Source organism: Mesorhizobium sp. M0189, from assembly GCF_040322135.1.
GTDB lineage: Bacteria > Pseudomonadota > Alphaproteobacteria > Rhizobiales > Rhizobiaceae > Mesorhizobium.
Genome location: NZ_JAMYSW010000004.1, coordinates 441,898 through 459,039, shown reverse-complemented (window position 1 = coordinate 459,039; position 17,142 = coordinate 441,898). Strand labels below are relative to the sequence as shown.

17 protein-coding genes are annotated in these 17,142 nt (G+C 63.7%); 12 read left to right on the top strand and 5 right to left on the bottom strand.

Going from position 1 to position 17,142, the window contains the following annotated elements; all coding sequences use genetic code 11:
• Window positions 1–33 precede the first annotated feature (33 nt).
• Genes cyoD through cyoA form a run of 4 tightly spaced genes read right to left on the bottom strand, consistent with a single transcriptional unit; the run spans window position 34 to window position 4,035 of the window.
• Window positions 34–462 carry a cytochrome o ubiquinol oxidase subunit IV gene (gene cyoD / locus NKJ09_RS10665; protein WP_023720496.1) on the bottom strand — a complete coding sequence of 143 codons (429 nt, stop codon included), beginning with the start codon at window positions 460–462 and terminating at the stop codon, window positions 34–36.
• Window positions 459–1,112: a cytochrome o ubiquinol oxidase subunit III gene (gene cyoC, locus NKJ09_RS10660; RefSeq protein ID WP_023720495.1), complete on the bottom strand. Its 654-nt coding sequence runs from the start codon at window positions 1,110–1,112 to the stop codon at window positions 459–461. The genes cyoD and cyoC overlap by 4 nt, the downstream gene beginning before the upstream one ends.
• Window positions 1,109–3,115, bottom strand: a complete 2,007-nt coding sequence (cyoB, locus tag NKJ09_RS10655; RefSeq protein ID WP_023720494.1) for a cytochrome o ubiquinol oxidase subunit I — start codon at window positions 3,113–3,115, stop codon at window positions 1,109–1,111. The genes cyoC and cyoB overlap by 4 nt, the downstream gene beginning before the upstream one ends.
• 2 nt (window positions 3,116–3,117) lie before the next feature.
• Window positions 3,118–4,035 carry a ubiquinol oxidase subunit II gene (cyoA, locus tag NKJ09_RS10650; protein WP_084642829.1) on the bottom strand — a complete coding sequence of 306 codons (918 nt, stop codon included), beginning with the start codon at window positions 4,033–4,035 and terminating at the stop codon, window positions 3,118–3,120.
• A gap of 369 nt (window positions 4,036–4,404) precedes the next feature.
• Between cyoA and NKJ09_RS10645 the strand changes: the two genes are divergently transcribed.
• From NKJ09_RS10645 to NKJ09_RS10590, 12 genes are all read left to right on the top strand, one after another.
• Window positions 4,405–4,575: a hypothetical protein gene (locus NKJ09_RS10645; protein WP_023720492.1), complete on the top strand. Its 171-nt coding sequence runs from the start codon at window positions 4,405–4,407 to the stop codon at window positions 4,573–4,575.
• 67 nt (window positions 4,576–4,642) lie between these two features.
• Entirely contained in the window at window positions 4,643–5,785 is a 1,143-nt protein-coding gene (locus NKJ09_RS10640) for an extracellular solute-binding protein (protein WP_352495079.1), read from the top strand.
• On the top strand, window positions 5,785–6,636 hold the full coding sequence (locus tag NKJ09_RS10635) for an IclR family transcriptional regulator (protein WP_023720490.1): 852 nt from the start codon (window positions 5,785–5,787) through the stop codon (window positions 6,634–6,636). Before NKJ09_RS10640 ends, NKJ09_RS10635 begins: the two co-directional genes overlap by 1 nt.
• 23 nt (window positions 6,637–6,659) lie before the next feature.
• Window positions 6,660–7,691: a sugar ABC transporter substrate-binding protein gene (locus tag NKJ09_RS10630; RefSeq protein ID WP_023720489.1), complete on the top strand. Its 1,032-nt coding sequence runs from the start codon at window positions 6,660–6,662 to the stop codon at window positions 7,689–7,691.
• 128 nt (window positions 7,692–7,819) lie between these two features.
• On the top strand, window positions 7,820–8,797 hold the full coding sequence (locus tag NKJ09_RS10625; RefSeq protein WP_352762714.1) for an ABC transporter permease: 978 nt from the start codon (window positions 7,820–7,822) through the stop codon (window positions 8,795–8,797).
• Window positions 8,787–10,319 carry a sugar ABC transporter ATP-binding protein gene (locus NKJ09_RS10620; RefSeq protein ID WP_352481459.1) on the top strand — a complete coding sequence of 511 codons (1,533 nt, stop codon included), beginning with the start codon at window positions 8,787–8,789 and terminating at the stop codon, window positions 10,317–10,319. Before NKJ09_RS10625 ends, NKJ09_RS10620 begins: the two co-directional genes overlap by 11 nt.
• Window positions 10,320–10,349: 30 nt before the next feature.
• Complete coding sequence (locus NKJ09_RS10615) at window positions 10,350–11,345, top strand: ABC transporter permease (RefSeq protein ID WP_352481460.1); 996 nt, start codon at window positions 10,350–10,352, stop codon at window positions 11,343–11,345.
• Window position 11,346: 1 nt separating this feature from the next.
• Window positions 11,347–12,132, top strand: coding sequence for an SDR family NAD(P)-dependent oxidoreductase (locus tag NKJ09_RS10610; protein ID WP_352481461.1), 786 nt, complete (start codon window positions 11,347–11,349; stop codon window positions 12,130–12,132).
• Between the two features lie 17 nt (window positions 12,133–12,149).
• A complete protein-coding gene (locus NKJ09_RS10605) occupies window positions 12,150–13,355 on the top strand; it encodes a CaiB/BaiF CoA transferase family protein (protein ID WP_352495078.1) in 1,206 nt (401 codons plus the stop codon).
• Between the two features lie 2 nt (window positions 13,356–13,357).
• Window positions 13,358–14,143: an enoyl-CoA hydratase/isomerase family protein gene (locus NKJ09_RS10600; protein WP_352495077.1), complete on the top strand. Its 786-nt coding sequence runs from the start codon at window positions 13,358–13,360 to the stop codon at window positions 14,141–14,143.
• On the top strand, window positions 14,140–15,915 hold the full coding sequence (locus NKJ09_RS10595; RefSeq protein ID WP_352495076.1) for a CoA-transferase: 1,776 nt from the start codon (window positions 14,140–14,142) through the stop codon (window positions 15,913–15,915). Before NKJ09_RS10600 ends, NKJ09_RS10595 begins: the two co-directional genes overlap by 4 nt.
• Window positions 15,916–15,928: 13 nt before the next feature.
• Window positions 15,929–16,762, top strand: a complete 834-nt coding sequence (locus NKJ09_RS10590) for an SMP-30/gluconolactonase/LRE family protein (RefSeq protein ID WP_352481464.1) — start codon at window positions 15,929–15,931, stop codon at window positions 16,760–16,762.
• Window positions 16,763–16,793: 31 nt separating this feature from the next.
• Here the strand turns inward: NKJ09_RS10590 and NKJ09_RS10585 are convergent, their stop codons facing one another.
• Window positions 16,794–17,123, bottom strand: coding sequence for a hypothetical protein (locus NKJ09_RS10585; protein WP_023720480.1), 330 nt, complete (start codon window positions 17,121–17,123; stop codon window positions 16,794–16,796).
• Window positions 17,124–17,142: the final 19 nt, after the last annotated feature.

Here is a 17,142-nt window from a genome sequence, read left to right as displayed (position 1 = left end):
CGCATGAACTGCGGCCAACGGCCGGAACTGTCACTAGCGGTTCATGTTCATGATCGCATTCGTCGGCATCAAATTGTGGTCGAGGTTGGCCATGATCCAGATCGAGCCGCCGATCACCAGGACGACGATCAGCACGCCGAAGGCAAGCGCCAGGGCGTTGTTGGTGTTGTCCGGCCCCGTCGTGATATGCAGGAAGAAGACGAGATGCACGCCCATCTGCGCGATCGCCAGCACAATCAGCGCCACCGGGATGCCCGGTGCCCATATAAGGTTGGTTCCGAGCAACCAGAACGAGGCGATGGTCAACAGCGTTGCCAGCCCGAGGCCGATCACATAGCCGCGTAACCCGGATCCGACCTCGGCGTCGCCGAGGTATTCGTCACCCGGCGCCGTATCGATGTCGTAGCGCTCCAGGCCATCGGTGTCGCGCCTTTGCGCATGGCGGTCGTCAGCATTGCTCATCGACTTGCTCCCAGGAGATAGACCACCGTGAACAGGGCGACCCAGATGATGTCGAGGGCGTGCCAGAACAGGCTGAAGCACATGAAACGCCGAAGAATATCGTCGCGGAATCCCTTGGCGAAGATCTGCGCCATCATCGTGAGCAGCCACAGCAGCCCCGCCGTCACGTGCAGGCCATGGCATCCCACCAGCGTGAAGAACGCCGACAGGAAAGCACTGCGCGTCGGTCCGGCATCGCGGGCAATCATATGCGCGAACTCGCGGAGCTCGAGCAGGATGAAGCTGGCGCCGAGCACGAAAGTGAGAGCCATCGCAACATAGAACCAGGAGCTTCGCCGCGCGGTCACGGCGAGGCTGGCGAGACCGCAGGTAAAGCTCGACAACAGCAGGGCCGCCGTCTCGATCGCGACGTTGCGCAGGTCGAACAGCTCGGCTCCGCTTGGTCCGCCCGCCGTCTTGCCCGCCAGCACAGCGTAGGCCGCAAAGAAGGCCGAGAACATCACGATGTCGCTCAGAAGGAAGATCCAGAAGCCGTAGCCGACGACGATCCGGATCGGTGCCGGTCCGCCGTCGCCATGGCCGGGGGCATGGCCGTGCCCGCGATGGCCGAGGTGGTAGGGGTCACGCTCTCGAACGTCGATCGCGGTCATGGCCTTGGCCCCGTATACGTGGCCAGCGCCTCGCGGCGGGCACTTCGGTTGGCGCGGTCGATCCGGGCGACTTCGGCGGCAGGAATGACGTATTCGGGTATGTCGCGCCACGCGAATACGACGAAGGTGGCGAAAGCACCGAGCGCGCCGAGCGCCACCATCCACCAGATGTGCCAGATGAGGGCGAAACCCATCACGGTCGCAAAGAAGGCGCAGATGAACCCGGTGGGACTGTTGCGCGGCATCTCGATCGGCTCGTATTCAGGCTCGTCGCGCAGCCGGTTTTGCTCGCGTGCCCGCTGCTTGATGCTCCAGTAGGGCTCTTCGCCCTCGACATGCGGAAGCGCGGCGAAGTTGAAGACCGGCGGCGGCGAGGGTGTGGCCCATTCCAACGAACGCCCGTCCCAGGGATCCCCGGTGACATCGCGAAGCGCCGCGCGCTGTCGGATGCTGACGACGAGCTGAATGATCTGGGCGACCACGCCGGCGGTGGTGATTAACATGCCGGCGCCGGCAACCAGCACCCAGGGATACCAGGCCGGCACGTCGAAATGCTGCATGCGGCGGGTCATGCCGAGCAGGCCGACGGTGTAGAGCGGCACGAAGGTGGCGTAGAAGCCGATCAGCGTCAGCCAGAAGGCCAGCTTGCCCCAGCCCTCGTGCAGCCGGAATCCGAATGCCTTGGGAAACCAGTAGGTATATCCCGCGAAGGCGCCGAACAGCACACCGCCGATGATGACGTTGTGAAAATGCGCCACCAGGAACAGGCTGTTGTGAAGCAGGAAATCGGCTGGCGGCACGGCCAGCAACACGCCCGTCATGCCACCGATGACGAACGTCACCATGAAGCCAAGCGACCACAGCATCGGCGTCGCGAAGCGGATGCGGCCGCCATACATGGTGAACATCCAGTTGTAGATCTTCACGCCGGTACCGACAGCGATGATGCTGGTGGCAATGCCGAACGCGGCGTTGACGTCGGCGCCGGCGCCCATGGTGAAAAAGTGGTGCAGCCACACCATGAAGGAGACGATGCAGATGAAGAGCGTCGCGGCCACCATCGAGCGGTAGCCGAACAGCGGCTTGCTGGAGAAGGTGGAGATGACCTCCGAGAAGATGCCGAATGCCGGCAGGACGAGGATGTAGACCTCGGGATGGCCCCAGGCCCAGATCAGGTTCACGAACATCAGCATGTTGCCGCCGGCTTCGTTGGTGAAGAAATGAAAGCCGAAATAGCGGTCGAGCGTCAGCATCGCGAGCGTGGCGGTGAGGATCGGGAAGGCGGCGACGATGAGCAGGCTGGCGGCGAGTGAAGTCCAGCAGAACATCGACATGCTGAGGTAGCTCATGCCAGGCGCCCGCATCTTCAGGATCGTGGTGACGAAATTGATGCCGGTGAGCAGCGTTCCGACGCCCGCTATCTGCACCGCCCACAGATAATAATCGACGCCGACGCCCGGCGAGTAGGCGGTCTCGCTGAGCGGCGGATAGGGCAGCCATCCGGTACGCGCGAATTCGCCGATCACCAGCGAGATGTTGACCAGCAACGCACCGGTGGCGGTGAGCCAGAAACTCACCGAGTTGAGCGTCGGAAAGGCAACGTCGCGGACGCCGAGCTGCAGCGGCACGACCAGGTTCATCAGGCCGATGACGAACGGCATCGCCCCGAAAAAGATCATGATGGTGCCGTGGGCGGAAAAGACCTGGTTGAAGTGGTCGGGCGGCAGATAGCCGGGCGCCTGGAAGGCGAGGGCTTGCTGGGACCGCATCATGACGGCGTCGCTGAAGCCGCGCAGCAGCATCAGCAGCGCCAGCAGCGTGTACATGACGCCGATCCGCTTGTGATCGACGCTTGTGATCCATTCGCGCCACAGATAGGGGAAATGGCCGGCCAGGAAGACCCAGGCCAGCACGCCGAGGATTGCCAGGGCGACGACCGCCGAGGCGATCATCGGCAGAGGCTGATCGAACGGGATGACGTCCCAGCTCAATTTTCCGAGCATTGTCAGCCTCCTGTCTTGGGCGATACGCTCGGCTCGGGGCGACCGGCCTGGGGGCCGGGCGCGGGCGGAACGCCCTGCGTCGCGATCTCATGGAAAAGGTCCGGCTCGACCGAGCGATAGGTCGAAGGCGGCACGTCCAGGCTCTGTCTGGCCAGTTCCTGGTAGCTGGCCCTGTCGAGTGCCTGTCCTTGGCTTCGCGCCGAATTGACGAACGCGTCGAAGGCGTCGACCGCGACAGCATGCAGCACGAATTGCATGCCTGGAAAACCGTCGCCGCTGAAGTGGGCCGACCGCCCATAAAATTCGCCCTGCTGATCCGCCTGCAGGTGAAGCTGCGTCGTCATGCCGTTCATCGTGTAGATCATGCCGCCAAGCTGAGGCACGAAGAACGCATTCATGACACTTGCCGAGGTAAGCGAGAAATGCACCGGCCTGCCCGCCGGCACCACGAGCCGGTTGATGCTCGCGACATTCTGCTCGGGGTAGATGAACAGCCATTTCCAGTCGAGCGAGACGACCTGCACCTCAAGCGGCTGTTGCTGGGAATCCAGCGGCTTCATTGGATCGAGGTCATGCGACCCGATCCAGATGATGCCGCTCAGAAACAGGATGACGAGGATGGGGATCGACCAGACCACCAGTTCGATGCGTCCGGAATAGGCCCATTCCGGCAGATACCGCGCTCTTGTGTTGGTTTCCCGGAACCACCAGGCAAAGCCGAGCGTCGCCACGATCGTCGGGATGACGATGGCCAGCATGATGGCAACCGAATTGAGCAGGATCGTGCGCTGCGCCGCGCCGACTGGCCCGTGAGGGTCGAGCACGCCGCCCTGGCAGCCGGCAAGCAGCCCGGCAAGTAGCGTCGTCGCGCCGACGCGGCCAAGAACGGCACAGTTTCGAACGATCGCCCTCAGCAACATGAGATCTCGCCGTTTCCTGAAAACCGATTGGAACGTTGCAGGCAGCGTGGCTGCCAACCCCGAATGTGCGCGCCGGTGTGCTCCTGGCGACAGTTTCTTCACGCACGCGGCTCCGGCTGGCAGAACCACATGCCGTGGATGTCGTTAAGCGGTCAACCTGTCGAGAACCCCTCCAAATCCTAACAAACCAGCGGCAAATCCCACGCAACCAAAGCCAAATCTTAAGAAACCAGAAACAGTACCCAGATCGACGTTATCGCCAGAAACGTGGCGAATGCCAAGGCGGCAAACCGGTTCATGGCCGCGCCCACAGTTGGGCCATTTCGTCCGCTCCCTACGACTCGGCGCTGAATCCAGTGACGCTGCCCAATGATGCTGCTCAAGATGGTTGCGCCAACCGAACGTATGTTCGTCGCGAAAGTTCCAAAAAGCCAGACCCGTCGCAGCCTTTGGTTGAAGGCCGGCGACAATGCGATGCGCACCAGCGGCGGTTGGGGCGGTTTCCCTGCCAAACGAAGTCGAGACTGGTTGCGTATGTAAAAACTACTTGTCTAGGTGAAAATAGTTGCTACTAATCGGCTGGGCGGTTCAGGGAGGAATTTCGGGCATGACAAGACTGCGCGGTCTCGCGTGGGATCACCGACGCTGCTGGGGTCCGCTCGACGCCAGCATCGGGCCGTATTGTGCCGCCAATCCCGGTCTTGAGATCGAATGGGACCGCCGCAGCCTCTACGAGTTCGGCGAGGGCGCGCTTGGTCCGGTGCTCGGCGCCTATGATCTTGTCGTGTTCGACCATCCGTTCATCGGCGATATTGCCGAAGGCGGGCTGATGGTGCCGTTCGATTTGTCGGCTGAGCAGCGCCGCGGCTTCGAACGGGATTCGGTCGGCGCATCCTGGCAATCCTACGCAAGGGACGGGCGCCAATGGGCGTTGCCGATCGATGCTGCCTGCCAGGTTGCCTCGTATCGCCCCGATCTCCTGGAGCGCTACGGGCCGCTGCCGCGCAGCCATGACGAGGTGCTGGAGCTCGGCCGGCGCGCCTTGAAGGACGGCAAATGGCTTGGGCTGCCGTTGGTGCCGACTGACGCCATGTGCCTGCTTTTGACGCTGGGCGAACCGCGGGAAGACGGCGACGAGTTCATTGCCAGGGAAAAAATCGAGCAGGCCGTTGGGCAATTGCGCCAGCTTGCGGCGCTGTCGCATCCGGATTCGCCGAAATGGAACCCGATCCGCTGCTACGATCATATGATCGCGCATGACGATGTGGTCTACGTGCCGTTCGCCTTCGGCTATGTGAACTATGCCTTCAAGGCAGACAGGCCGTATCTGCGCTTCGCCGATGTGCCGACGCCGCGATCCGCCGGCGCCTTGCTCGGCGGCGCCGGCATCGGCGTCAGCGCCCAATCGAAACACAAGCAGGCAGCCATCGATTACGCGCTGTTTCTGTGCTCGCCCGGCTATCAGCGCGGCGACTATGTGAAATCCGGCGGACAGCCGGGATCGCTGGCGGCGTGGCAGGATGCCGAGGTCAACGCGCTCTCGGGCGGCTTCTTCGCCTCGACGCTGGCGACGATCGAAGCCTCCTATCTGCGCCCGACCCATACGGGCTTCATCAGCTTCTTCCGCCAATGCGCCCCTCATGCTGCCGCGGCCATCGCCGGCGAATTGCCGGCGGCCGAGCTCGCGGATCGGCTGAACCGGCTCTATCGCGAGACCAGGCATGGCCAGCCGCAACGGAGCGTCGCGTAATGGCCACCGATATTGCCCAGATCGTCGACGAAGGCGAAAGCGGCCGCAACGGCTATCGCGTGCCGGCGGTGGAGAAGGCGCTCGATATCCTGGAATTCATGGCTGCCAGCGGCGAGCCGCTGACCCAGACAGAGATCGCCACCGGAATGGGGCGCTCCATTCACGAGATCTACCGCATCCTGCTGCTGCTGGAGAAGCGCGGCTACATTTTCCGGACGCTATCGGACCGCTTCCGCCTGTCGCTGAAGCTATTCGAGCTGGCGCATATGCATCCGCCGGTAAACCGCCTGGTCGAATGCGCGCTGCCGGTGATGCGCGGCCTCGCCGCCAATGCCGACCAGAGCTGCCATCTGGTCGTGCGCGAAGGTGAGAGCGCGCTGGTCGTGCTGCAGATCGATTCGCCTTTGCCGATGCGTTATTCGGTTGCCCTCGGCTCGCATTTCCCGATCCTCGAGACGAGCTCCGGCGCGGTGCTGCTCGCGCATTCGAGCCGCGCCGAGCGCGACCGTATCGTCGAGCGGATCGTCGCTGCGGGCGAAGGCCAAGGCAGCCGGGCGGAAATCGAAGCGCGGCTGAACGACGTCGCAAGGCTCGGCTATGAAATGCGCGCTTCGCTGGCTGTCGAGGGCTGCACCAACATCTCGATGCCGGTGCGCGACCATACCGGCGCGGTCATTGCCGCGCTCACTGTCCCGTTCCTGCCGCAAAAGGCCGCCCGCTTCGATCGCAGCACCGTCTTTGAACGGACTAAGGCGGCGGCCGAGACGATATCGGCGGCGCTGGGCGCGGGCGAAGCTGCCAACTCTCCACGTGCCGACCCGGAACGGCGGGACTATCCGTTCAGCAACTGACAAGAAATACAGGGAGAAGAAACATGAACTGGTCCAAATCAATGCTGTTTGTCTCGGCGGCCGCGCTGGCTCTGAGCGCCGCCGCGGCACACGCCGAAAACATGCCGAAGCGCATCGGCTACGTCACCAATTACGCCACGCATGAGTGGTATCAGAACGTCATCAAGGGCATGCAGGCCCGCGCCAAGGAACTCGGCATCGAACTCGAGGTGCAGGACGCCAATCTCGACATCGCCAAGGAGGTTTCCGCCGCCGAAGACTTCATGGCCAAAGGCGTCGACGTGCTGATTGTCACGCCCGTCAACGAGGAAGGCGTCGTGCCGCTACTGCGCCAGGCGAAATCCAACAACGTTCCGGTCGTGCTCGAAGGCAATCCGGTCAAGGGCATGACCACCATGGTCGCGATCTGCGACTACGACACCGGCTACACCGCCGGCGTTGAAGCCGGCAAATACGCCAAGGAAAAGCTCGAAGGCAAAGCCAAGGTGATGAATGTCGGCCTGCCGCTGCTGTCCGCCACGGTGCTGCGTTCGCAGGGTTTCATGGACGGCCTGAAGACCATCGTCCCCGACGCGGTCATGGTCCACGACCTCGACGGCGGCGGCAATCCGGACCGCGCGCTCGAAGTCTCTTCGGCGGCACTTGCCAAGAACGCCGACATCAACATCATCTACGGCATCAACGATTCCTCGTCGCTCGGCGGCCTCCAGGCCTGGAAAGCGGCCGGCAAGTCGCAGGATGGCCTGTTGACGGTCGGCACCGGCGGCGAAGGCCTCGCCTTCATCAATGCCATGCAGAACGAGCCGTCCTATCGCATCGAAGCCGCGATGTTCCCGGAAAAGGAAGGCTACACCGCCATCGATGCAGCGGTTAAGCTCTTCAACGGCGAAGAGGTGCCGGAACACATCGTCAGCCCGACCGCGCCGATGAACGGCGACGACTGGAAGAAGTTCTACGACTACGACGGCACCACACGAACGATCAAATGGGATGCCGTCAATGCGCTCCAGCCACCGGAAAAATGCATGAAAACTTCCGCTGACCTGAAGAAGTAAGGATTCCGGGTAGCCCTTCCCGCGCGGCGGGAAGGGCATCGGACCGGATGCAGACGGGAAAACAGGTCAACCGCCCTGTTTTGGCCGGCAAGTTCCAAACGGCGACGCTGCCCGAAAATGAAATGGACATGAGCGAGCTTACGCAATCCTCCGCGCCAAGGCGTTTCATCGGCGGCCAGCTGCTGGGCAGCAGCCAGCTGGTGCTCGGCGTGATCCTGGCCGTGCTCTGCATCGCCATTTCGATTGCGGCGCCGCAATTCTATTCCGAGGCCAACATCATCGCCATCCTGCGCCAATGCGCGCTGGTGCTGATCGTCGCCTCGGGCATGACGATGCTGATCATCACCGCGGAAGTCGACCTGTCGGTCGGTGCGTCGCTGGCCTTTGTCGGCTGCATCGGCATGGCCGTACTCAATTCAACGCACAGCCTGACGCTCGGCCTGCTGGCGGCGCTCGCCTTTTCCGGTGCGGTCGGCCTGTTCAACGGGCTGGTTGTCACCAGGCTCAAGGTGAACTCGCTGATCGCCACCATCGGCACCATGATGATGCTGCAGGGCGGCGTCTATCTGTTCACCCGCGAAGCGGTGCAGAACCACCACCGGCTTGCAAGCTTCACCGATCTCGGCGCCGGCTATATCGGCGCGATCCCGCTGCCGGTGGTGATTGCCGCGCTGATTTTCGCGCTGGCCGCGGCAACGCTGCGCTTCACCACGCTCGGCCGCTATCTTTACGCGGTCGGCGCCAACGAGCGAGCGGTTCGCCTCTCCGGCGTGCGCTCGCAACGCCTGAAACTGTTCGCCTTCGTCGTCACCGGCCTTTGCGTCGGCATTGCCGGCATGATCCTGTCGTCGCTGATGAATGCCGGCCAGCCGACCGCCGGCCGCGGCTTCGAGCTGACTGTGATTGCCGCCGTCATCCTCGGCGGCACCAGCCTGCTTGGCGGCCGCGGCTCGCTGCTCGGCACGTGCGTGCTGGTGCTGAAGGTCATCGACAACGGCATCATCATCCTCGGCTGGAACCAGGACCTGCAGATGGTGGTGCCGGGCATCGTCATCATCCTGGCGACCTATCTCGACATCGTCCGGAACAGAGCCAATGTCGGTTGACTTCCTCCATCCCGGCAAAACCGCGGCCGTCGACAAAAGCGTGCCGGCGCTGGAGATGCGCGGCATCGGCAAGCGCTTTCCCGGCGTGATGGCGCTGGACAATGTCGATCTAACCCTGGAACCCGGCAAGATCCACGCTTTGATGGGCGAGAACGGCGCCGGCAAGTCGACGCTGATCAAGATCATGGCCGGGGTCTACGGCAAGGATGGCGGCACCATCCGCCTGCGCGGCCGCGAGGCCGACATCAAGTCGCCGCGCGACAGCCTGAAAGCGGGCATCAAGGTGGTGTTCCAGGAGATCGCGCTGATCGCCGAATTCAGCGTCGCCGAAAACATCTTCCTCGAGGGCTATCCGACCGGCAAAGGCGGCTCGATCGACTGGAAGAAGATCCGCGCCGACGCGGCCGCTCTGTTCAAGCGCATCGGCTTCAACGTCGACCCGGCAGCGCGCACGGGATCGCTGCCGGTCAGCCAGCAGCAGATGGTCGAGATCGCCCGCGCGCTCGCCCATGAGGCCCGCGTCGTGGTGATGGACGAGCCGACCTCCTCGCTGACGCCGAACGAGGTCTCGCTGCTGTTCACCGTCATCCGCCGGCTGGCCGCTCTCGGCATCGCGGTGCTCTATGTCAGCCACAAGCTCGACGAGGTCTTCGAGATCGCCGACACCGTGACCGTGCTGCGCGATGGCCGTCACGTCTCGACCAGGCCGATCGGCGAGCACACCAACGACACGCTGATCCAGGACATGATCGGCCGGCGCATCGAAAACCTGTTCCCGCGCAAGCGCAGTGCGCCGGGCAGCAAGGTAGCGCTTTCGGTTGAAGGGCTCAGCACCGCCAAGAAACTGAAGGACGTATCGTTCGAGGCGCATGCCGGCGAGGTCCTCGGCTTCTTCGGCCTCATGGGGGCCGGCCGGACCGAGCTCGCCAAGGCCATCGTCGGTTACGACCCGATCACTTCCGGCGCCATTTCGGTCGATGGCAGCCGGCTGCTGCCGCACGACACGCACACCGGCGTCCGGCTCGGCATCGGACTGCTCACCGAGGATCGCAAGAGCGAAGGGCTGATGGGCGAGCTGCCGGTCTACCAGAATGCCAGCCTCGCCTCGCTCGGTGCCTTCGCCAGAATGGGCTTCGTCGACAAGGCCAGGGAACGCAAGGCGGTGGAGGACTATGTCGACCGTTTTCGCATCAGGACGCCCAGCCTGTTTCAGTTGGTCAAGAATCTGTCCGGCGGCAATCAGCAGAAAGTGCTGATCTCGCGCTGGCTGATGCGCGGTCTTAAGGTGATCGTCGTCGACGAACCGACCCGCGGCATCGACGTCGGCGCCAAGTCGGAGATTTTCGCGCTCATCGACCGGCTCGCCGGCGAAGGCTTGGCGGTCGTCATGATGACGTCCGAAATGCCTGAGCTGCTGGGCCTTGCCGACCGCATCGCGGTGATGTGCGAAGGCCGCCTCACCGCGATCATGCCTCGCGACGAGGCCACGCAGGAGAAAATCCTCAATGCGGCGATCGGATAAGATGATGACGCTTCGCAAAGGGAGCAAGCGATGAGTCTTGCAGGCACCCAGTCCATCAAAGCCGGGCCATCCATGCTGGCACGATTCCTGGCGCGGCAGGAGCTCGCCCTGCTGCTTTGCCTGATCCTGGTGATTGCGTTCTTTTCCCTGACGGCAGAGAACTTCTTCTCGGTACGCAACATCACCAATGTGCTCGGTCAGGCGTCGCTGGCGCTCACCGCCGGCATCGGCTGCGCCATCGTCTTCATGTCCGGCGAGGTCGACATCTCGATAGGGTCGCTGCTGGCGACCATCGCCCTGCCGCTGATCATCATCATGAACGAAACCAACTCGCTGCTGCTCGGCATCAGTGGTGCGCTGCTGTTCGGGCTGATCATCGGCGTCGTGAACGGCTATCTGACGGCCTATGCCGGCATCAACTCGCTGATCGTGACGCTGGGCACGATGTTCATCATGCGCGGCGGCGTCTATCTCTACACCGGCCAGCGCGCCATCCCCGACGATGCCGCGCTCGACAGCTTCATTGCGCTGTCGGACGGCCGCCTGTTCAATGTCATTCCCTATTCGGCGGTCATCGCCATCGTCCTGCTCGCGGTCTTCGCCTACATCATGCAGCACCGGCCGTTCGGACGGCAGATCTATGCCGTCGGCGGCAATCCGGAAGTGGCACGGCTGGCGGGTTACGACGTGCGCCGCGTCAAGTTCATCTGCTTCATCATCAGCGCACTGCTAGCAACGGTTGCCGGCATCATCCTGGCCGCCCGCGTCGGCTCTGCGCAACATACGGCCGGGCTGAATTTCGAGTTCCAGGTCGTTGCCGCCACCGTGCTTGGCGGCGTAAGCCTTGCCGGCGGCATCGGCAGCCTGACCGGCATGGCGCTTGGCGTGCTGATCCTGCAATTCCTGTCCAACGGCCTGCGCGGTCTCGGCCTGCCGACCGAGTGGCAGCTGGTCATCACCGGCGTGATCATCATTGCCGCCGTCGCCTTCGACGAAGCGAAGCGCCGGCGTGCCATTGGAGGCTGATATGGATCGTCTCAAAGGGAAAACCGCAATCGTCACCGGCGCCGCCGACGGCATCGGCCATGCGATCAGCGAGGCGATGGCGCGTGAGGGCGCGCACGTCGTCCTCGGCGACATCGCCGACGAGAAGGGTGAAAAATTCGCGGCGGAACTGCGCGCCGCCGGCCACCGCGCCGACTACGTCCATTGCGACGTGGCGGAGGAGGCCGATATCGCCGCCCTCATCGACGCAGCCGTCGCCAAGACCGGCCATCTCGACATTCTGGTCAACAATGCCGCCATCGCCATCGGCGGCATGCCGGTTCACGAAATGAGCGACGAGCAGTGGCACCGGCTGATCGCGGTCAACCTGACCAGCGTGTTCCGCGGCTGCAAATATGCGCTGCCGCACATGATCGCGCAGAAATCCGGCTCGATCATCAACATGGCCTCGGCGCAAGGTCATATCGGGCTCGACGGCTGGACCGCCTATGCCGGCGCCAAGGGTGCGGTGATGGCGATGACGCGCCAGATGGCGGTCGAGTTCGGCCCGCTCAACATTCGCGTCAACTCGATCTCGCCCGGCACCATCAACACGCCAATGAACGACAAACTGGTCAAAGAGATCGGCGGCAACCTCGCCAAGGCCTGGGTGAAGATGCATCCGCTCGGCCGCATCGGCAAACCGTCCGAAGTGGCCGAAGCCGCCGTCTATCTCGCCTCCGACGCCGCCGGCTTCACCACCGGCACCGACCTGCGCGTCGACGGCGGCCTCACCGCAGCACCCCGCTACGTACCCGACCTGCTTTGACAACCAACGAGACAAAAATGAACAAGGCCCTCGAAGGCGTCCGCATTCTCGATTTCAGCCATCTGCTGCAAGGGCCGTTCGCCACGCAGCTGCTCGGCGACATGGGCGCCGACGTCATCAAGATCGAGCGTGCCGGCGCCGGCGACATGTTCCGCGGCATGACCTTCTTCGCCAAATGGGTCGGCGGCTCCGAAAGCCCGAATTTCCTCGCCTGGAACCGCAACAAGCGCTCCATCGCGCTCAATCTGAAGAGCCGCAAGGTGCATGCCATCATCATGGACATGGCGAAGAAGGCCGATGTGGTGGTGCAGAATTTCCGCCCCGGCGTGCTCGCCAGGCTCGGCTATGGCTACGAGGATTTCAGGGCGGTCAATCCCGCCATTATCTATTGCTCGGGCTCCGGCTATGGCGAGGAAGGCCCCTATGTCGAGCGCCCCGGCCAGGACATGCTGATCCAGGGACTGTCCGGGCTGATTTCCAACACCGGCCGCGGCGATCAGGCTCCTGTTCCGGCCGGCGCCGGCCTCGCCGACCAGATCGGTGCCATGAACATGGTCTACGGCATCCTGTCGGCGCTCTACTATCGCGAGAAGACCGGCAAGGGCCAGAAGATCGAGGTCAATCTGCTGGCCGGCATGCTGGCGCATCTCAACCAGGAATATGTCGCCGTGCTCAATCTCGGCGAGGATTTCGTGCGCCCGAATTCAGGCATCGGCCACCCCGGCATGCAGGCGCCGTTCGGTATCTACGAAGCGAACGACGGCGGCTATGTGTCGATCGCCATGAGCCCGTTCAAGGCGCTGTACGAGGTGCTAGAGGCGCCGCAGCTTGCTGTTTACGACGATCTGAAGACGCTGTTCGACAAGCGCGACGAGGTGTTCGACAAGGTCAACGCCGAAACCAGGAAGTTTGCCACGCAGGATCTGCTGGCGCGGCTGCTGGCGGCCGACATCTGGTGTGCCGAGGTGAAAGACATCCGCCGCGCAGCCGAAGACCCGCAGGTGAAGCACCTGGGCATGATCACCAGCTACGATCATCCGCGCGGCGGCAAGGTCAGGGTGGTCGCGCCGGCGGTCAAGATGAGCGAGACGCCGGCTACCATAGAACGGCCGGCGCCGCTGGTCGGCCAGCATGGCCGCGAGATACTGGCCGAGTTCGGCCTCTCCAGCGATGAGATTGCAGCGCTTGAGGCGTCCGGCGACATGACCGTGGATGCTGCCTGACGATGAGCGGTTACCAGACACTCACCTTGGAAATATCCGGGCGCGTCGCGGTCGTCACCTTCCGGCGCGCCGATCAGCTCAACGCCATGAACCGGCTGATGCAAAGCGAGATCACCGAGGTTTTCGAGGCGCTGTCGCAGGATGACGGTATCGGCGCGATCGTGGTGACCGGCGAGGGGCGCGGCTTTATGGCCGGCGCCGACATCAAGGAATACGCCGCCCAGACAGCTGCCGAGTTCGACGCCTTCCAGATGGCGGGCACACGCATGTATGCGGCGGTCGAGAACAACCGCCAGCCGGTCATCGCGGCGGTCAACGGCTTTGCGCTCGGCGGCGGCATGGAGCTGGTGCTGTGCTGCGACATCGTCATCGCCAACCAGTTCGCGAAGCTCGGCCTGCCCGAGATCAAGCTCGGGCTGGTGCCCGGCGGCGGCGGCACCCAGCGCAGCGTCCAGAAGCTCGGCCGCAACCGCGCCAATCTGCTGCTGATGACCGGCGCCATCGTGCCGGCTTCCGAGTTCGTCGGCGCCGGTCTGGTCAACGAGATCGTCGATGCCGAAAGGCTGATGCCGCGGGCGCTGGAACTCGCCGAGATGATCGCCGCCGAACCGGCCGCAGCGATCGACGGGCTGAAAGGGCTGACAGCGCATGCCGTGTCGGGCGATCTGGCCGACGGTCTTGCCATGGAACGCGATGTCCTGGGTGGTCTCTACCGCAGCGAGATCGGCCAGCGCCGCGTCAAGGCGTTCGCTGAAAAGAGCGCGGCACGGGCCAAGGCTGCGAAATGACGTCTCTGATCAAGCCGAACCGGCCGCGCTTCACCGATGTCGAGGGGCTGGCCGCGATGGTCGGCGGCGGCGACGTCTTCGGCGTCGGCGGCCATCATTTTGCCCGGCTGCCGATCGCCCTGCTGCGCGCCATCGCGCGGTTGGGCGTACGGGATTTGCGCTACGTCTGCTGGGCCGGCGGCCTGCCGCTCGAACTGCTTCTCGAACCGAATGCCGTGGCGGAAATCGACCTCTGCTTTTCCAGCCTCGATATTTTCGGCCTGCCGCCCCGCTTCCGCGCGGCTGCCGAGACGAATGCCGTGCCGATTCGCGACTGGACCGCGCTGGCCATGATCCAGGCGTTGCGGGCAGCGCAGCAGAACCTGCCGTCAATGCCGTTTCAGCTTCCGCAGGGTTCGGATATGCTGGCTCGCGTGCCCGGCGCGATCGCCGCGCCCGATCCGGTCGACGGAATCACGACCGGGGTCATCCCGGCCTTGCGGCTCGATACGTTCGTCGTCCATGCTCAGCGTGCCGACCAGAGCGGCAATGTCCAGATCATCGGACCACGGGCGCTGGACTTCGCCATGGCCGGCGCGGCGCGCCAGGTGCTGGTCACGGTCGAGGAGATCGTCCCTGTCGGAGCGCTGCGCCATGCTGGTCGCCAAAACATTTTGACCCGCAACCAGGTGTCGGCCATAGCGCTGGCGCCAGGCGGCGCCTATCCCGCCTCCTGCCTGCCATTCTATGTGACGGATTATCAAGCGTTGGCGGGAGCGTTGGCGGCCAAGGAGATACCTTTGGCGGACAGCCTGAGCGTGCCTTCGGAAGGTGTGCCGGAGCGGGTTCAAGACGCTGCGAAAGTCCGCGCTGAAACAGTCCTCGCAATGCCCGGGCTCGTGCACGGCGAAAAGAAGGCATCCATCGACGAGATCATCGCTGCCCGCATCGCCGCCGAGCTCGACAATGAGAGCTTTGCCAGCGCCGGCGCGGTGTCGCCGCTCGCCAATGTCGCCTACCGGCTGGCCAAGGCGACGCACGCGCCGGACATGATCATCGCGACGATGAGTTGCGGTCATCTCGACATAGCGCCGAGCCCGATGATCCTGTCGTTGATCGAGAGCCTCGATTGCGAGACAGCGGTGGCCCATGCCGGCGGCGACGACACCTATTCGACCTATTACCAGGCCGGCGCCGTGACGCATGAGATCGTCGGTGCCGCCCAGGTCGACCGACGCGGGCGCGTCAACACCATTGCGCTGCGCAAGCGCGACGGCAGCCTCATCCGGCTGCCCGGGCAGGGCGGCATGGCTGATGTCGCCAACATGCATCGCGATTATCTGCTCTACGTCCCGCGCCACTCCCCGCAGTCGCTGGTCGACACCGTCGAGATCGCCAGCTCGGCGCGCGGCTTGCTGACAGAGGCCGAACGCGAGCCGATGGGCTATCGGACCGGCGCGGCGCTGGTGTTCACCGATCTTTGCATCTTTCGGCTCGACCGGGAGAGCCGGCAATTGGTCATCGTCGAGACCATGCCGGGCGTGACGCGCCAGCAGGTCCAGGATGCCACCGGCTTCGCCCTGACATTCGATGCCGATTGCCGCGAGGTTCCGCTGCCCTCGAACGAGACGCTCGACATCCTGCGAAACCGCATCGACCCGCTTGGCCTGCGGCGTCTCGAATTCGTCAGCGCCAAGGAGCGTGGCGCGCTTATCGCCGAGATCCTGGCGGCCGACCGGCTGATGGTCGAGCGCTGTATTGCCGTGCAGCGGTCGCATACCGCAACAGGCTGAAGAGGGGTGGCGCATGGCAAAGCCGTTGCTCGAAATGTCGGCCGCGAAGGTCTTCTTCGACGGCATCTTCACCAGCCCGCGCGTCGCCCATCCGGAAGGCGTGGCCATCCATCGCGACGGCTCGATCTGGTGCGGCACCGAAACCGGCGACCTGCTGCGCCTCGCCGCCGATGGCAGCTCGGTCGAGCACATGGGCGGCACAGAGGGCTTTCTGCTCGGCATCGCCTTCGATAGCGCGGACAACTGCTTCGCTTGCGATCTCAGGCATTCGGCGATCTTTCGCTGGAATGCCGGAACGGGTCATATGGAGCGCTTCGCCTCGGCTGGCATCCGCGTGCCGAACTATCCGATCGTCGACGAGGCACGAGGCTGGCTCTACGTTTCCGACAGCCTCGGCGAAGACAGCCGCTCCGGCATTTTTCGCTACGAGTTGAAGACCGGCGAAGGCCGCCTGTGGTGTAGCGAGACCATGGCCTTCGCCAACGGCATGGCGATGGCGCCGGGTGGGAATGGGCTTTACGTCGTGGAAAGCCATGCGGCCTGCGTCAGCTATGTGCCGATCCGTGCCGACGGCACGGCAGGACCTCGCCAGCTCGTCGTGGACGGCGTGAACAACGTCCCCGATGGCGTTGCCTTCGCGCCGGACGGTTCGCTGTTCATCTCATGCTACGAGCCGAGCCGCATTTATCGTTGGCGAAAAGATAGCGGGCTCGAAGTGCTGATCGAGGATCCGGCGGCAACGACGCTCGCCCATCCCACCAACATCGCCTTCAAGGGCGACAGGCTTTACACCTCAAATCTCGGCCGCTGGCACATTACCGAAATCGACCTGACGGCGATTTATTAGGTCGGGCCGAACAGGGCGGCGCTCCTCAGGGCTATTGCAGGCGGCCGTGACTGGAGCGGATGCGCAACACCTGCACCCGCGACGGCAGCTCGATCAGGAACTCTTCGTCCCGCTCGAGATGGTGGATTTTTGTCGGATCGCCACCGGTAAACGCCGCCATCGCCTCGACATTTTCCCAATAGGAAATCGTCACGAATTCCGAATGGGTCGGCGTGTCCTCGCGAAAGGTCTGCACGCCCAGCGCCTTCTCGACCAGCGGCTTGATGCCGGCCTCGTAATTGTAGCTTTCATAGGCGTCGGCCTTCTCAGGCAAGGTTCTGCCACGCCAGACACGGGCGATGGTCGGGGTTTTCTCTGTCACTTTCTCTGTCATGGTCAAC

Bases quoted from the DNA above. Each gene is read 5' to 3' on its own strand.
- cyoD (WP_023720496.1), bottom strand. From the start codon at position 462: ATGAGCAATGCTGACGACCGCCATGCGCAAAGGCGCGACACCGATGGC.
- cyoC (WP_023720495.1), bottom strand. From the start codon at position 1,112: ATGACCGCGATCGACGTTCGAGAGCGTGACCCCTACCACCTCGGCCAT.
- cyoB (WP_023720494.1), bottom strand. From the start codon at position 3,115: ATGCTCGGAAAATTGAGCTGGGACGTCATCCCGTTCGATCAGCCTCTG.
- cyoA (WP_084642829.1), bottom strand. From the start codon at position 4,035: ATGTTGCTGAGGGCGATCGTTCGAAACTGTGCCGTTCTTGGCCGCGTC.
- NKJ09_RS10645 (WP_023720492.1), top strand. From the start codon at position 4,405: ATGATGCTGCTCAAGATGGTTGCGCCAACCGAACGTATGTTCGTCGCG.
- NKJ09_RS10640 (WP_352495079.1), top strand. From the start codon at position 4,643: ATGACAAGACTGCGCGGTCTCGCGTGGGATCACCGACGCTGCTGGGGT.
- NKJ09_RS10635 (WP_023720490.1), top strand. From the start codon at position 5,785: ATGGCCACCGATATTGCCCAGATCGTCGACGAAGGCGAAAGCGGCCGC.
- NKJ09_RS10630 (WP_023720489.1), top strand. From the start codon at position 6,660: ATGAACTGGTCCAAATCAATGCTGTTTGTCTCGGCGGCCGCGCTGGCT.
- NKJ09_RS10625 (WP_352762714.1), top strand. From the start codon at position 7,820: ATGAGCGAGCTTACGCAATCCTCCGCGCCAAGGCGTTTCATCGGCGGC.
- NKJ09_RS10620 (WP_352481459.1), top strand. From the start codon at position 8,787: ATGTCGGTTGACTTCCTCCATCCCGGCAAAACCGCGGCCGTCGACAAA.
- NKJ09_RS10615 (WP_352481460.1), top strand. From the start codon at position 10,350: ATGAGTCTTGCAGGCACCCAGTCCATCAAAGCCGGGCCATCCATGCTG.
- NKJ09_RS10610 (WP_352481461.1), top strand. From the start codon at position 11,347: ATGGATCGTCTCAAAGGGAAAACCGCAATCGTCACCGGCGCCGCCGAC.
- NKJ09_RS10605 (WP_352495078.1), top strand. From the start codon at position 12,150: ATGAACAAGGCCCTCGAAGGCGTCCGCATTCTCGATTTCAGCCATCTG.
- NKJ09_RS10600 (WP_352495077.1), top strand. From the start codon at position 13,358: ATGAGCGGTTACCAGACACTCACCTTGGAAATATCCGGGCGCGTCGCG.
- NKJ09_RS10595 (WP_352495076.1), top strand. From the start codon at position 14,140: ATGACGTCTCTGATCAAGCCGAACCGGCCGCGCTTCACCGATGTCGAG.
- NKJ09_RS10590 (WP_352481464.1), top strand. From the start codon at position 15,929: ATGGCAAAGCCGTTGCTCGAAATGTCGGCCGCGAAGGTCTTCTTCGAC.